We start from the raw sequence: 13,788 nt of genomic DNA, 5'->3' as shown, positions 1-13,788 counted from the left end.
GGTGTTTCCTCCACTTGTTGAAGTCAAATTTCAGCCGGCCGAAAATCCTATTCGTCGAAATCCTACCGCTTGCCCCTGCCGGAAAGGGCGAAGGTGAAGACCAGGGCAACGACGAGCACCGCGCCCTTGATGAAATCCTGCGTGTAATAGGGCGCATTCATCATCGTCAGGCCCTGCAGCAGCACGCCGACAAACACCGCGCCGACAGCCGTGCCGAAGGCGTTCGGCTTGGCGGCGCCAAGGACCGCATAGCCGATGAGCGCCGCCGCGACAGCGTCGAGCAGCAGATTATTACCCGAGGCGATGTCGCCGCGTCCAAGCCGGGCAGCGAGCAAAATGCCACCGATCGAGGCAAAAACCCCTGAAATAACGTAGGCCCAGATTTTGTATGCCTTGACAGGCGCGCCGGCGAGCTCGGCAGCCCGTTCGTTGCTGCCGACCGCATACATCATGCGGCCGAAACGGGTGTATTCGAGAAAGAACCAGATCAGCACCGCAAGCACCAGCAGGACGACGACCGAAACCGGGATGAGGTTGGGGATGAAGAAATCGAAGCGGTGGCGGCCGAGCGCCAGGAAGGCGGCGCCGAATGTGCCGTTGGCGACCGAGCCATCGGGCATCGTCATCCCGGTGGCGATCGAGCGGCCCTCGGTCGGGATGCGCTGCAAGCCGACGAGCAGGAACATCATGCCGAGCGTCGCCAGGAGATCCGGCACGCGCATACAGACGATCAGCCAGCCATTGATGAGCCCGACGATGGCGCCGATCAGGAGACAGGCGACGACCGCGACGACGGCGTTCTGCTCTAGCACCACCATGACATAGGCGGCTGCCATCATGGCGCTGGTGGCGACGGAGCCGATCGACAGGTCGAAGCCGCCGACGACCAGGGTGGCGGTGACGCCGAGCGCCAGCACGCCGGTGATGGCGACGGACTGGAAGATGAAGACGGCGCTCTGCGGCGAGACGAAGCCATCGGCGGCGATGGCGAAATAGGCGATCAACCCGAACAGCAGAACGATGAAGCCATAGCGGATGGCATGCTCGCGCGCCGCTGCCAGCCTTACCCAACCCGAACTCATGCCCTCTCCATTCCACGTCCCATTATCTGCCCGCCTCACGCTGCGCTGTGCAGCGGCCCGCCCGCCACTTCGGCCAGCAGGCGCTCGAGGTCGATGTCGGCATTGCGATGCTCGCCGACGATTGTCTGCTCCGACATCACCAGGATGCGGTCGGCGGTCTCCAGCGCCTCATCGAGCTCGGTGACGAACAGCAGCGTCGCACGGCCGTTGGCGCTCGCCCGCAGCTTGGCCGCGATATCGCGCCTGGCTGAAATGTCGACGCCCTGAAACGGCTCGTCCAGGATGAACAGTCTTGCCGCCTGCGATGTCCAGCGGGCGACCATCACCTTCTGCTGGTTGCCGCCGGAAAGGGCGGACATTTCGTCCTTCTCCGAGCGGCAGACGATGCCCAATTCGCCGATCTGCCGGCGAGCGATGGCGCGCTCGACGCGGCGGTTGAGGACGCCCAGACGCGACATCCGCCTGTGGAACGGCAGGCTGATATTCTCCTGGATGTTGAAGTCGCCGACGATCCCGTTTTCGCTCCGGTCCTTGGCGACGAGAAACACGCCGGCGGCGATCGCTTCGCCTGTCGACCCCGGCGCATAGGCTTTGCCGTTCAGCACCATGGTGCCGGACAGCGGCTTGCGGACGCCAAACAGCGTCTCGGCGAGCGCGGTCTTGCCAACGCCGACGAGGCCGGTGATGGCAACGACTTCGCCGTCGCCGAGCGTCAAAGAGATCGGCCCGGAACCTTCGGCAATGCGCAACCCGTCAATCGTCAGGACAGGTCTGGCCGAATTCCTGGCGACGATCCGGTCGAGGTGGATCTTGCGGCCGAGCATGGCGTTGACCGCGCCTTCATAATCGAGCGGCTTGCTGTCGAAGACACCTGAGACGACGCCGTCGCGCATCGAGACGATCCGGTCGGCAAGCCGCCTGATGTCCGACATCCGGTGCGAGATGTAGAGGATGGCGACGCCCTGCTCGCGCAGCCTGTCGAGCAGCGCGAAAAGCCGGTCGGCCTCGGCGCTGGACAGAGACGAGGTCGGCTCATCAAGGATCAGCACTTTCGGCCGATGCGCCATGGCGCGGGCAATCGCCACCATCTGGCGATCGGCCAGCGAGAGATCGCTGATCCGGGCTTTGAGGTCGATCATCAGCCCCATGCGGTCGGCAACCGCCTTTGCCTCGCGGCGCACCCGGCCCGGATTGAACAGGGTCGGCGCGCCGCTGCCGCTCAGCCTGTCGAGCGTCAAATTGGTAGCGACGTCGAGATCGGCAACGACACCGTCATTGATGTTCTGATGAACGGTGACGACGCCGGCGCGGATTGCCTCCGCCGGCGTTTTCGGCGCGAAGTTTTGGCCGGCGAGGCTCATCGTGCCGCCGCCGCGCTCGTAAACGCCACTGATGATCTTGACCAAGGTGGATTTGCCGGCGCCGTTGGCGCCCATCAGCACGGTCACTTGACCGGCATGCAAATCGAGCGAGACGCCGCCAAGCACCTCGATAGGGCCGAAGGATTTCCTCAGGCCGTCAACGCGGAACACGGCATCATTGCCCATTCGTTCCTCCCTGGCGACGACGCTATGGGCTGTTCCGGCAATTGTCAACACGATTGACAATTGCCAGAGAGCTTCCTAGCTTGGACCAACCGCCTTGGGCCCACTATGATGGGAGCACATCAGCGGGAGGGTGAGGATGACTGGGAAATTGCCGTTCGAAGCACTGTCGGTCGACACCCTGGCAGCACGCCTCGGCGCCAACCAGGCGCTGTGCTCGCATATCGGCAAGGACACGAGCCGCTGGAAAGTTCGCGAGGTCGGCGACGGCAATCTGAACCTGGTGTTCATCGTCGAGGGTGCGCAGGGAGCGGCCGTCGTCAAGCAGGCCCTGCCCTATGTCCGCCTGGTCGGCGACAGCTGGCCGCTGCCGCTGAAACGTTCCTTCTTCGAATATCACGCCCTGACGCGGCAACAAGCGAGAGCGCCGGGCTCGGTGCCTGATATCCATCACTTCGACGAAGGCCAGGCGCTGATCATCATGGAGTATCTGTCGCCGCACATCATCCTGCGGCGGGCGCTGATCGAGGGCCGGCAACTGCCGAACATCGCGAGAGACATCGGCCTGTTCATGGCCCGCACCCTGTTTCGCGGCTCCGACCTGCATATGGCGACCAAGGATCGCAAGGCCGATCTGGCGCTGTTCGCCGACAATGTCGAGCTCTGCGACATCACCGAGAACCTGGTGTTCTCGGACCCGTATTTCGACGCCAAGATGAACCGGCATACGAGCCCGCAGCTCGACAGCATCGTCGCAGAGTTGCGCGCCGACCGCGACCTCAAGGTCGAGGCGCAGCGGCTGAAGCATATCTTTGCGGCCAATGCGGAGACGCTGCTGCATGGCGACCTGCATTCCGGCTCGATCATGGTCACCGAGGCAGAAACGCGGATGATCGATCCGGAATTCGCTTTCTACGGCCCGATCGCCTTCGACGTCGGCATGCTGCTCGCCAATTTCTGGATGGCGTTCTTCTCGCAGCGCGGTCACGAGCAGAACGGCAAGCGCGACGCCATGCGCGCCTATCTGCTCGACGTGACGGTCGAGACATGGTCGGTATTCCGCAGCGAGTTCTCGCATCTGTGGCGAACCGAGCGCACCGGCATGCTCTACCAGAAAAGCCTGTTCGAGGACCAGGGCGACAGGCTCGGCGCCGAGCAGGCGCTCGACCACATGCTGCACCAGATCTGGACCGACATGCTGGGTTTTGCCGGCGTCGAGGTGCACCGGCGCATTCTTGGCCTCGCGCACAATGCCGATTTCGAGACCATTGCCGACGCCGATCTGCGCGCCACATGTGAGGCAAAGGCGCTGAAATTCGGCCGTCATATCGCCGTCAACCGGCGCCAGATCCACAGCATCGATGAGGTCAGCAAATTGGCCGCGCTGATCGAACGGGAGAACAGAATTTGAACGTCGGCGACCGCCACTACCGCACCATCTGGCTGAGCGACGACGGGCGTTCGGTGGAGATCATCGACCAGCGCTGGCTGCCGCATGATTTCCGCGTCGAAAAAGTCGACACCGTTGCCGGCATCGCCACGGCGATCCGCGACATGTGGGTACGCGGCGCGCCGCTGATCGGCGTCACCGCGGCCTATGGCGTCGCCATGCAGATGGCCGACGACCCTTCCGATGCGGCACTCGACGGCGTCTGGGAGGTCTTGCACGAAACCCGCCCGACGGCGATCAATCTGCGCTGGGCGCTTGATGAGATGCGCAATTTCCTGCGGCCGCTTCCATCTGGACATCGCGCCGAGGCTGCTTACCGGCGCGCCGGCGAAATCGCCGACGAGGATGTCGGCCTCAACCGCGCCATCGGCGTCAACGGGCTCGAAATCATCAGGGAAATCGCGGCGTGCAAAAAACCGGGCGAGCCGGTCAACATCCTGACCCACTGCAACGCCGGCTGGCTGGCCACCGTCGACTACGGCACCGCCACGGCGCCGATCTATCTTGCAACGGAAGCCGGCATTCCCGTTCACGTCTATGTCGACGAAACCCGCCCGCGCAACCAGGGCGCCCAGTTGACCGCGTGGGAGATGGCCGGCCACGGCGTGCCCCATACGCTGATCGTCGACAATGCCGGCGGCCATCTGATGCAGCGCGGCCAGATCGACATGGTCATCGTCGGCACCGACCGCACCACCGCCGCCGGCGATGTCTGCAACAAGATCGGCACCTATCTGAAGGCGCTGGCCGCTGCCGACAACGACGTGCCGTTCTACGTCGCGCTCCCGTCGCCGACCATCGACTGGACGGTTGGTGACGGGCTGGCCGAAATCCCGATCGAACAGCGCTCCGGCGACGAGGTCTCGCTGGTCTGGGGCAAGAGCGCGAATGGCGAGATTGCGCAGGTCCGCATCTCGCCGGAGACGACGCCCGCGGCAAACCCGGCCTTCGACGTGACACCGGCGCGGCTGGTCACCGGATTGATCACCGAGCGCGGCGTCGCCAAGGCTTCGCGCGACGGCTTGAAGGCGATGTTTCCCGGACGGGGATGATCCTGCTCCCAGGGTTACTGCTGAAACGGTTGGCGGCGGGCCCTTAAACATCAAGACTGACGGCTCGCCGGACCCCTGCAAAGATCCGGCCTTGCGGGCAATGCCAAATGCGATGTCGCTCCACCGCATGATCCGACAGGGCCGCCACCTGCTGGTCCAACGACGGAACTGCGGAATTGGCTCTCGTGAACGCGTTCGTCCCAAATCGGATTGCCAATCCTTGGTAGTGTGATTATACCAGTTACTAAGGTGACGATCGGCAGGGCCATCGTTGGAGAGCAGGAGTACGGCTAGATGACAACGATTGCGCTGTTTGGTGCCGGCGGCAAAATGGGTTACCGCCTGTCGACCAATTTTCGCGGCTCTCCCTACATCATACGCCATGTCGAGGTCAGCGACGCCGGCCGCGAGCGGCTGAAGACCGGGCTGGGCATCGAGGCGGTCAGCGCCGATGAAGCGCTGAACGGTGCCGAGGTGGTGATCCTAGCGGTTCCCGACACCCATATCGGCAAGGTTGCGGCCAGCATCGAGGGCAAGCTTGCGTCCGGCACCATGGTAGTCGTGCTCGACGCCGCAGCGCCTTTCGCCGGTCATTTGCCGAAGCGGCCGGACCTGACCTATTTCGTCACCCATCCCTGCCATCCGCCGATCTTCAACGACGAGACCGACATGGCGGCCAAGAAGGACTATTTCGGCGGCGTCAAGGCCAAGCAGCATATGGTCAGCGCGCTGATGCAGGGACCGGAGGAGGATTTCGCCAAGGGCGAAGCGATCGCCAAAATCATCTGGGCCCCGGTGATGCGGTCGCATCGCGTCACGGTCGACCAGATGGCGCTGCTCGAGCCGGGCCTTTCGGAGACCGTCTGCGCTTCGCTGCTGGTCGTCATGAAGGAAGCCGTCGATGAGGTCGTCGCGCGCGGAGTCGACCAGCAGGCCGCGCTCGACTTCCTGCTTGGCCATATGAATGTGCTCGGCGCCGTCATCTTCGGCGAGACCAAGGGCGTGTTCTCCGACGCCTGCAACAAGGCCATCGAGTTCGGAAAGCCGGTGCTGATGCGCGAAGACTGGAAGCGGGTCTTCGAGCCGGAAGAGATTGCAGCGAGCATCCAGCGCATCACCTGAGGCGGAAGCCGCCGAAAATCATGGAATAATATTGAGCCGGCTTATAATTGATTGATTTGCGCCAGGCGCGTCCTATGTCACCGCGGTGACCCTGCCCGCCGCATCGAGGCGACAGCCGACTCGCGCCTGCCGAACCTCGACGCCGCCTTGTCTTGCATAGTGTATGCGCACCTCGATCCGCGCCGTGAGTGCGCCCCGAAATTGCTGCAACGCACCTGCGCTTACCGCTTGAACACGCACGGCGCCAAGCGGCGCCGCGGCCGACGCGATCGCCGTGCGGCAGGCGCGCACCACAGCTGGTGGGATACCGGGTTTGGCTTTCAGTGGCGCCATAAACGGATAGCCATAGGTGTTCGGCGCCAACGCGTCGCGACCAGTTCCGGAAGGCCTGAGCTTGCGCGGCAGGATGGCGAATTGTCTCGCGGCCATGGCCTTGGTAGTGGCTGGCGTGACGCCGGCATTGCTGCTCGCGGCTTGGCCGGCGCCCAGGGCCGGGTTGCCTAGCTTACCTCCTGGAGCGGTGGCCGATGGGGACGAACGGTCGCCCACCCCGACACCTGTGGATAGGCCCCCGCTTGCGCCGCCGAGGTTGCCGCTGACGCCAAGTCCGGCACCGAGCGATCCGTTGCCCGCGCCGAGCGATCCGCCAAGGCTTGCTCCCCCTACTCCGTCGACGCTCGAGCCGCCCGCCACAGAGGCGCCTTTCGAGCCGGCGCTAAGGCCAGCACCGACCCCGACACCGCCAAGTTTACCACCAAGCCCCGCCTCAAGAGCCGAGGCAGGGCCAATTGCGATCGCGACTGTCAATGCGGCTGCGACGTATTTGTTCATCATTATACTCCTCCTGCGGCATGTATCTCGGTCCACGGAAATGCCCTTCACGATCAGCCCTCGCTAGTGAGCGCCGAGCTTCGGCGGCCGCGTCGGGAGCAACGCGTCGGGAAGCGCGATGGTCGCCACCAGGACTGGTCGCGATGGTCTTTTGGCCTTCACTTTGTGGTTTTCCCGCAACCCCGATTGACGGGCTGGTCGCGAGCGCACGGACACATCTGCACGCGAAGTTGCGCCGGCACGCGCTTTCGGATCGCGGTTGATACGCTCGGTGCGACGCTCATCCCGGGCCTTTTCAATGTCAATCGCCTTACGCGCAGCGCTGAGCTCGCGGGCCAGGCCGATGGCTTTGTTGCGCTCTTGCTCCAACGCCACGCTCAGATCCATCGAGACGCGGCTCGCTTCCTGCTTTGCCGCGTCGCGTTCCCGGCGGGCGCTGTCGAGATCACGCGCAGCTGAATCTGCCCGTTCGCGCTCCAGTTCGAGTGCGTCGCCAGTTCGCTTTAAAGCCGCCTCTGCCACCTGTCGTTCCCTGATGGCGCTGGTGCGCGCGGCCACAGCCAGATCCGCGCTTGCCTTAAGCGCGTCGATAGTCTGGCGCGCCGCGGTGAGTTCGTGTTGGAAGCGCTCAGCCTTGTGCCGCTCTTCATCAAGCGCTCGCTGCGCCTCTGCCACAGAGGCCTCCATAGAGTGACGCGCTTCAAGCATGGCGGCCTTCTCGTGATCGGCGAGAATGGCTTTGGCCTTCAAGCCTTTGACTTCGCGTTGCGCCACTTCCAGATCAAGCGCGAGCTCTTCGGCTCTTCGCCGCTGCTGTTTTAGGGCCTGTCCTTGTTCAGCCATCATGTCGGCTACCGCACGCGCCTGCGCGCTGGCGTCGCGGGCGCCGCGCTGCATCACGGCCAGTTCCGCTCGCGCCGCCGCCAATTTGCGGCCGTCATGGTCACCGCGAGCCGGCGGCACGCTCTTCCTGAGCGTGTCGACTTCCCTCAGCGCCGCAAAGAGCTGCTGTTCCAGTGTGCCGCGGTCAGTCCGCACCGCATCGAGTTCCCGCACCAAGGCGTCAGCCCGTTGACGCGCCGTCGCAAGGTTCTGATTATGTCGGACGGCATCGTTGCGAGCAGTCTGGCGAGCCGCAAGTGCTTCCTCACGAGCTGCCGCAATTTCCATGCGAGCGGCGGACAGCTCATTCAGCAATGCCCCTTGCAGAGCTTGCTGTTGCTCCGCTGCAGGCTGCCAGGGTGTGTGGGGACCGCGCACGCTCGGTTGCGCCTCGGCCTGGCCGTTCTCGACACTGGCGCGTTGCGAAGCCACGGCCGAAGAGCCGTCGCTGGCTGCGTCCGCCGGCGGTTCGGGCGCTTCTTGTTTGACCTCCACCGAACCTGTGAGATCAGAAGCCGAATTTTGTATCAGTTTGACGGTTATGTCAGCCCGTTCTTGACGGCCGCTCCTGGCTTGCAAGCGATCGGAAATCAGCTTTGCCAGCTCTTCCTCACGCAGACCTGCGGCGGCAATGCTCCCGATCAATGGAAGGTCAAGCGTGCCAGTCGAGTCGATAGTGAAAGTATGGTTGAGCTGCAACGCTTCCAGAACGCCATCGCGCAAGGCAGTCCATTGCCAAACGTGCAGTTCGATCGTGTCTCGCGGGGCAAGTCTGTCGTCAGCCTTCGGCCGACCGTGTGCTGCAGATCCCAGCAGCAGGATGATACACAACGAAATGAGGCACAGAATGGCGCTGCAGCTCCTGCCGCACATGCCACGCAATGAAGCCAAATGTCGTCGGTCAGAAAAGCTTGGCGCGGGGCTGCAGGATGGCGGCCTGAAACTCTGCACGAAAGTCATAGCTGCACCTCACCGGCAACGCGACCCTTGCCGCGAACGGATTCATAAGGAAAACCGCGCGCAGGCTGGGGTCGCGGAGAAATTCCACAACCACGACGCGATACTAGCAAAGCCTGCGCGTATCGCTGAGCACCGAATAAGGCTTAGGAGTGTCTCCTCCTTACTTATTTATAGCGCCCTCACCCGAGAATCATACCCCTTAAGGTGGTGGTTCTCCGGCTTGGCCAGCTGCAGGCGCATGGTAGGGAACGAAGTATCGCTCTGGTGGGATGACTCTCCGGTGGCCGGTGGCTGATGCAGGAATCGCTTGCTTCTCATCAGATACATATCATCTGAATTTGTGGTTGACTCATTATACCAGTTGTCTTAGCTGTTGGAATGGCTTTGGCCAGCCGGGGCCGGGCTGAAATTGGGCAGGTGGCAGGTGGAGGGCAGCCTAAGGACGGACCGACCCGGATGATCCGCCCGCCGGCAAAGGACCCGATCCGCGACACCCGACGCGATTCGCCTGACAAACTGGAATGCATTTCAGCCTGGGCCGCGGAAGCACAGGCTTTTTCAATGGGAGGAAATCATGAAACTCACTCGCAGAATGACATTTGCGGCTTTTGCCGGCATGCTGGCGCTTGGCGCCGCCGCACCCGCCTATGCGGCGGATCTCATTGCCATCATCACGCCCTCGCACGACAACCCATTCTTCAAGGCCGAAGCCGTCGGCGCGGAAGGCAAGGCCAAGGAACTCGGCTACGAAACGCTGGTGCTGGTCCATGACGACGACGCCAACAAGCAGTCCGAGCTGATCGACACGGCGATCGGCCGCGGCGCCAAGGCGATCATCCTCGACAATGCCGGCGCCGACGCCTCGGTCGCCGCCGTGCAGAAGGCCAAGGACGCGGGCGTTCCGTCGTTCCTGATCGATCGCGAGATCAACGCCACCGGCGTCGCCGTCGCGCAGATCGTCTCCAACAACTACCAGGGCGCCCAGCTCGGCGCGCAGGAGTTCGTCAAGCTGATGGGCGAGAAAGGCAACTACGTCGAGCTGGTCGGCAAGGAATCCGACACCAATGCCGGCATCCGCTCCAAGGGTTATCACGACGTCATCGACGACTATCCGGACCTCAAGATGGTGGCGCAGCAGTCGGCCAACTGGAGCCAGACCGAGGCCTATGCCAAGATGGAATCGATCCTCCAGGCCAACCCGGACATCAAGGGTGTGATCTCCGGCAACGATACGATGGCGATGGGCGCCCATGCCGCACTTGCCGCCGCCGGCCGCAAGGACGTTATCGTCGTCGGCTTCGACGGATCGAACGACGTGCGCGACTCGATCGCCTCTGGCGGCATCAAGGCCACAGTCCTGCAGCCGGCCTATGCGCAGGCGCAGATGGCAGTCGAGCAGGCCAACGACTTCATCAAGAACAAGAAGTCTCCGGCCGAGGAAAAGCAGCTGATGGACTGCGTCCTGATCAATGGCGACAATGCCGCCAAGCTGGAAACCTTCGCGCTGACCAACTGAGCCGGTGTGACATCAATCGCAAGGGACGAGCTCCCGGCTCGTCCCTTGCTTTCATTTCGTGGGTGCCCTGACCGCCATGCCGAACAAGCCGACATGTTGAACAAGCTGACTTGGCCGACCGTTGCCGTGATATTTGGCATCAGCCTGACCGCCTGCAAGATCCTGCCGACACCGTCCGCGGAAGATGGCGGCAATGCACCGGCCTTCGATGCGGACAAGATGGTCGGCGATATCTGGGCTGCCAAGGTGGTGCCCTATGTCAAACAGAAGGCCGGATCGTTTCCCGAGGTTCACGCCCTGGCGAAAGCCGATCCTGCCGCCGCCGGCGCCAAGTATGGCAATCCCAGGAAGCAGGCGAATTCGCCGTGGACCTTCGCGGTTCGCCTCGAAGGCAAGATTGTTGCGGCGAACACACAGTCACGCGCGGCAACCATGGATGTCGATGCCGACGGTGACGGCAAGGCGGATGCGCGGGTGCAGATCGGACCCGCGATGCGTGGCACCGCGCTGCGCGACAGCCTCGACTTCATCCAGTTCAACGATTTCACCAATCAGATCGACTTCGCCCAGTTCGGCAAGGCGTTCAACATCCATGCCGACAAGACGGTGCTCTCCAAGCTGCCGCGCGAAGCGCTGGAGGGCCGCAGCGTCAGGGTCGTCGGCGCTTATGTCATGGGCAGTGGCCAGGACTTGCCGCTGGTGACCCCGGCGGAGGCAGAGATCGGGCCGAAGCCATGACTGCCGCCGGCGATCAAGATGTCATCCTGAAGCTGGAAGACGTCTCCAAGGTCTATTCTGGCACAGTCGCGGTCAAGCGCGCGAATTTCGAGGTGCGCAAGGGCGCCGTCAACGTGCTGGTCGGCGAAAACGGCGCCGGCAAATCGACGCTGATGAAGATCATCGCCGGCGTCGAACAGCCGACGCTCGGCCGCATCCTGCTGGAGGGCGAGGAGGTTTCCTTCTCCTCATCCGGCGACGCGGTGAACCGCGGCATCGGCATGGTGTTCCAGGAGCTGAACCTGTTCGGCAATCTGACGGTCGCCGAGAATATTTTCGCCACCCGCGAGATCACCAACCGGTTTCGCAAGATTGACAGCCGGGAACAGGAGCGACGTGCGGCCGAATTTCTCGAGCGCCTGCAAGCCGGCATCCGGCCGGATATGCTGGTCGAGGATTTGCGCATCGGCCAGCAGCAGCTGGTCGAGATTGCCAAGGCGGTTTCGCTCGATGCGCGCATCCTGATCATGGACGAACCGACCTCGGCGCTGAGTGCGGCGGAAGTCGAGATCCTGTTCAAGGTGATCGCCGACCTCAAGGCGCGCGGCGTGGCGATCGTCTACATCTCGCACCGGCTCGAGGAGCTGATCCGCATCGGCGACACCATCACCGTGCTGCGCGACGGCCGCATCACCGGCCAGGAGAAGATGAAAAACGTCGACACGCAATGGATCGTGCGGCAGATGATCGGCTCCGACGCCAAGGACTTCGCCAAGGCCGACGGCCATGTTCCGGGCGAAGAGATCTTCCGCGCCGAGGACATCTGCCTGCCGCGCGTGACCGGCGGGCTTGCGGTCGATCACGTCTCGCTGTCGCTGCGTGCCGGCGAGATCCTCGGCATATACGGCCTGATGGGCGCCGGGCGCAGCGAGCTGTTCGACTGCATCATGGGGCGCCACGGCCATGCCACCGGGGCGATCTTCATTGCCGGCAAGAAGGTCAGAGAACGCGACACCACGAGGCGCATCCGGCGCGGGCTGGCGCTGATCCCCGAGGACCGCCAGCGCGAAGGGCTGGTGTCGATCCTCTCGGTCGCCAGCAATCTGACGCTGGCCAGCCTGTCGCGGTTTGTGCGCCTGTTCCATATCAGCAGCGCCAAGGAGAACCAGGCGGTGACGCAGATGGTGCGGGAGCTGGCGATCAAGGTCGCCGACCCGGCACAGGAGGTCTCGTCGCTGTCGGGCGGCAACCAGCAGAAGGTGGTGATCGGCAAGGCGCTGCTCACCGGACCAAAGGTGCTGCTGATGGACGAGCCGAGCCGCGGCATCGATGTCGGCGCCAAGGCCGACGTCTTCCGCACCATGCGCAAACTGTCCCGCGACGGACTGGGCATTCTGTTCGCCACCTCCGATCTCGACGAGGTGATGGCGCTGTCCGACCGGATCGCGGTGATGAGCAATGGAAAACTGACCGGCTTGTTCGATCGCGCCGAGGCGACGGAGGCGGCACTTGTCGCCGCATCGGCGCTTGGCCACGGGCCGGTCCCGCACACGGAGAGCCACGCCCATGACTGACATCCCGGCCAAGGCTTCGGTTGCCTCAGCCTCGAACGGCTCCGTCCTGCTGACGCTGATGAAGGCGAGGACGTTCATCGCGTTGATCGCCGTTCTGATCTTCTTCTCGATCGCGGCGCCGAATTTCCTGTCGGCCGCCAACCTGATCCTGATGTCGAAGCACGTGGCGCTGAACGCCTTCCTGGCCATGGGCATGACCTTCGTCATCATCACCGGAGGCATCGACCTCTCGGTCGGCTCGATCGTCGGCCTGTGCGGCATGGTCGCCGGCTATCTCGTACTCAACGGCATCGACCTGCAGGTCGGCTATACGATCTATTTCAACGTCTTCGAGATCGCACTGATCACGCTGGCGGTCGGCATATTGATCGGCGCCGTCAACGGATTGCTGATCACCAGGCTGAATGTCGCGCCGTTCATCGCCACGCTCGGCGTGCTCTATGTCGCACGCGGCCTGGCGCTGCTGTCGTCGGATGGCCGCACCTTTCCGAACCTCGTCGGCAAGCCCGATCTGGGCACGACCGGGTTCAGCTTCCTCGGCGCCGGCCGGCTGCTCGGCCTGCCGGTCTCGATATGGATTCTTGTCGTCGTAGCAGTTGGGGCGGCCTATCTGGCGAAATACACCCCGCTCGGCCGCCACATCTTCGCCGTCGGCGGCAACGAACGGGCGGCGCGGATTTCGGGCGTCAGGGTCAACATGGTGAAGATGTTCGTCTACATGTTCTCCGGCTTCTGCGCGGCGGTCGTCGGGCTGATCATCTCGTCCGAACTGATGGCCTCGCATCCGGCGACCGGCGAAAGCTTCGAGCTCAACGCCATCGCCGCGGCGGTGCTCGGCGGCACCTCGATGTCGGGTGGCCGCGGCACGATCGGCGGCACCATCGTCGGCGCCTTCGTCATCGGTATCCTTTCCGACGGGCTGGTGATGATGGGGGTGAGCTCATTCTGGCAGATGGTGATCAAGGGCCTCGTGATCATCGTCGCCGTCGTCGTCGACCAGGCGCAGCGCCGGCTGCAGAGCCGGGTGACGCTGATGCAGATGGCAAAGGCAGGCTGAT

11 protein-coding genes are annotated in these 13,788 nt (G+C 63.5%); 7 read left to right on the top strand and 4 right to left on the bottom strand.

Features of this window, described 5'->3' with window-relative positions; translation table 11 throughout:
* Nucleotides 1–62: 62 nt before the first annotated feature.
* Nucleotides 63–1,082, bottom strand: a complete 1,020-nt coding sequence (locus tag NMG70_RS15495) for an ABC transporter permease (RefSeq protein WP_254025341.1) — start codon at nt 1,080–1,082, stop codon at nt 63–65.
* Nucleotides 1,083–1,117: 35 nt separating this feature from the next.
* Nucleotides 1,118–2,629: a sugar ABC transporter ATP-binding protein gene (locus NMG70_RS15490; RefSeq protein ID WP_254025340.1), complete on the bottom strand. Its 1,512-nt coding sequence runs from the start codon at nt 2,627–2,629 to the stop codon at nt 1,118–1,120.
* 136 nt (nt 2,630–2,765) lie between these two features.
* Between NMG70_RS15490 and mtnK the strand changes: the two genes are divergently transcribed.
* The 3 genes from mtnK (at nt 2,766) to NMG70_RS15475 (ending at nt 6,250) form a co-directional block, all read left to right on the top strand.
* Entirely contained in the window at nt 2,766–4,037 is a 1,272-nt protein-coding gene (mtnK, locus tag NMG70_RS15485) for an S-methyl-5-thioribose kinase (protein ID WP_254025339.1), read from the top strand.
* Complete coding sequence (gene mtnA, locus NMG70_RS15480; RefSeq protein WP_254025338.1) at nt 4,034–5,128, top strand: S-methyl-5-thioribose-1-phosphate isomerase; 1,095 nt, start codon at nt 4,034–4,036, stop codon at nt 5,126–5,128. Before mtnK ends, mtnA begins: the two co-directional genes overlap by 4 nt.
* A gap of 294 nt (nt 5,129–5,422) precedes the next feature.
* Complete coding sequence (locus NMG70_RS15475; protein WP_254025337.1) at nt 5,423–6,250, top strand: phosphogluconate dehydrogenase C-terminal domain-containing protein; 828 nt, start codon at nt 5,423–5,425, stop codon at nt 6,248–6,250.
* Between the two features lie 72 nt (nt 6,251–6,322).
* Here NMG70_RS15475 and NMG70_RS15470 read toward each other — a convergent pair whose 3' ends face one another.
* Together NMG70_RS15470 and NMG70_RS15465 are read right to left on the bottom strand one after the other, a co-directional pair.
* Complete coding sequence (locus NMG70_RS15470) at nt 6,323–7,084, bottom strand: hypothetical protein (protein ID WP_367185536.1); 762 nt, start codon at nt 7,082–7,084, stop codon at nt 6,323–6,325.
* Nucleotides 7,085–7,144: 60 nt separating this feature from the next.
* Nucleotides 7,145–8,923 (bottom strand): polysaccharide biosynthesis/export family protein, encoded by a 1,779-nt coding sequence (locus tag NMG70_RS15465; RefSeq protein WP_254025336.1) that lies wholly within the window; start codon nt 8,921–8,923, stop codon nt 7,145–7,147.
* Between the two features lie 574 nt (nt 8,924–9,497).
* On the opposite strand from NMG70_RS15465, the gene NMG70_RS15460 reads away from it, so the two are divergent.
* The 4 genes from NMG70_RS15460 to NMG70_RS15445 all read left to right on the top strand — a co-directional run bounded on the left by NMG70_RS15460 (nt 9,498) and on the right by NMG70_RS15445 (nt 13,787).
* Complete coding sequence (locus NMG70_RS15460; protein WP_254025335.1) at nt 9,498–10,439, top strand: D-ribose ABC transporter substrate-binding protein; 942 nt, start codon at nt 9,498–9,500, stop codon at nt 10,437–10,439.
* 93 nt (nt 10,440–10,532) lie between these two features.
* Nucleotides 10,533–11,177 carry a DUF2291 family protein gene (locus NMG70_RS15455; protein ID WP_254025334.1) on the top strand — a complete coding sequence of 215 codons (645 nt, stop codon included), beginning with the start codon at nt 10,533–10,535 and terminating at the stop codon, nt 11,175–11,177.
* On the top strand, nt 11,174–12,730 hold the full coding sequence (locus NMG70_RS15450; protein ID WP_254025333.1) for a sugar ABC transporter ATP-binding protein: 1,557 nt from the start codon (nt 11,174–11,176) through the stop codon (nt 12,728–12,730). Before NMG70_RS15455 ends, NMG70_RS15450 begins: the two co-directional genes overlap by 4 nt.
* Nucleotides 12,723–13,787 (top strand): ABC transporter permease, encoded by a 1,065-nt coding sequence (locus NMG70_RS15445; RefSeq protein ID WP_254025332.1) that lies wholly within the window; start codon nt 12,723–12,725, stop codon nt 13,785–13,787. Before NMG70_RS15450 ends, NMG70_RS15445 begins: the two co-directional genes overlap by 8 nt.
* Nucleotide 13,788: the final 1 nt, after the last annotated feature.

Source organism: Mesorhizobium ventifaucium, assembly GCF_935822925.1.
Taxonomy (GTDB): domain Bacteria; phylum Pseudomonadota; class Alphaproteobacteria; order Rhizobiales; family Rhizobiaceae; genus Mesorhizobium; species Mesorhizobium ventifaucium.
This window is presented reverse-complemented; position numbering and strand designations above follow the sequence as displayed.

Excerpts from the sequence above, each read along its gene's own strand:
- NMG70_RS15495 (WP_254025341.1), bottom strand. The coding sequence starts at position 1,082 with ATGAGTTCGGGTTGGGTAAGGCTGGCAGCGGCGCGCGAGCATGCCATC.
- NMG70_RS15490 (WP_254025340.1), bottom strand. The coding sequence starts at position 2,629 with ATGGGCAATGATGCCGTGTTCCGCGTTGACGGCCTGAGGAAATCCTTC.
- mtnK (WP_254025339.1), top strand. The coding sequence starts at position 2,766 with ATGACTGGGAAATTGCCGTTCGAAGCACTGTCGGTCGACACCCTGGCA.
- NMG70_RS15475 (WP_254025337.1), top strand. The coding sequence starts at position 5,423 with ATGACAACGATTGCGCTGTTTGGTGCCGGCGGCAAAATGGGTTACCGC.
- NMG70_RS15470 (WP_367185536.1), bottom strand. The coding sequence starts at position 7,084 with ATGATGAACAAATACGTCGCAGCCGCATTGACAGTCGCGATCGCAATT.
- NMG70_RS15465 (WP_254025336.1), bottom strand. The coding sequence starts at position 8,923 with ATGACTTTCGTGCAGAGTTTCAGGCCGCCATCCTGCAGCCCCGCGCCA.
- NMG70_RS15460 (WP_254025335.1), top strand. The coding sequence starts at position 9,498 with ATGAAACTCACTCGCAGAATGACATTTGCGGCTTTTGCCGGCATGCTG.
- NMG70_RS15455 (WP_254025334.1), top strand. The coding sequence starts at position 10,533 with ATGTTGAACAAGCTGACTTGGCCGACCGTTGCCGTGATATTTGGCATC.
- NMG70_RS15450 (WP_254025333.1), top strand. The coding sequence starts at position 11,174 with ATGACTGCCGCCGGCGATCAAGATGTCATCCTGAAGCTGGAAGACGTC.
- NMG70_RS15445 (WP_254025332.1), top strand. The coding sequence starts at position 12,723 with ATGACTGACATCCCGGCCAAGGCTTCGGTTGCCTCAGCCTCGAACGGC.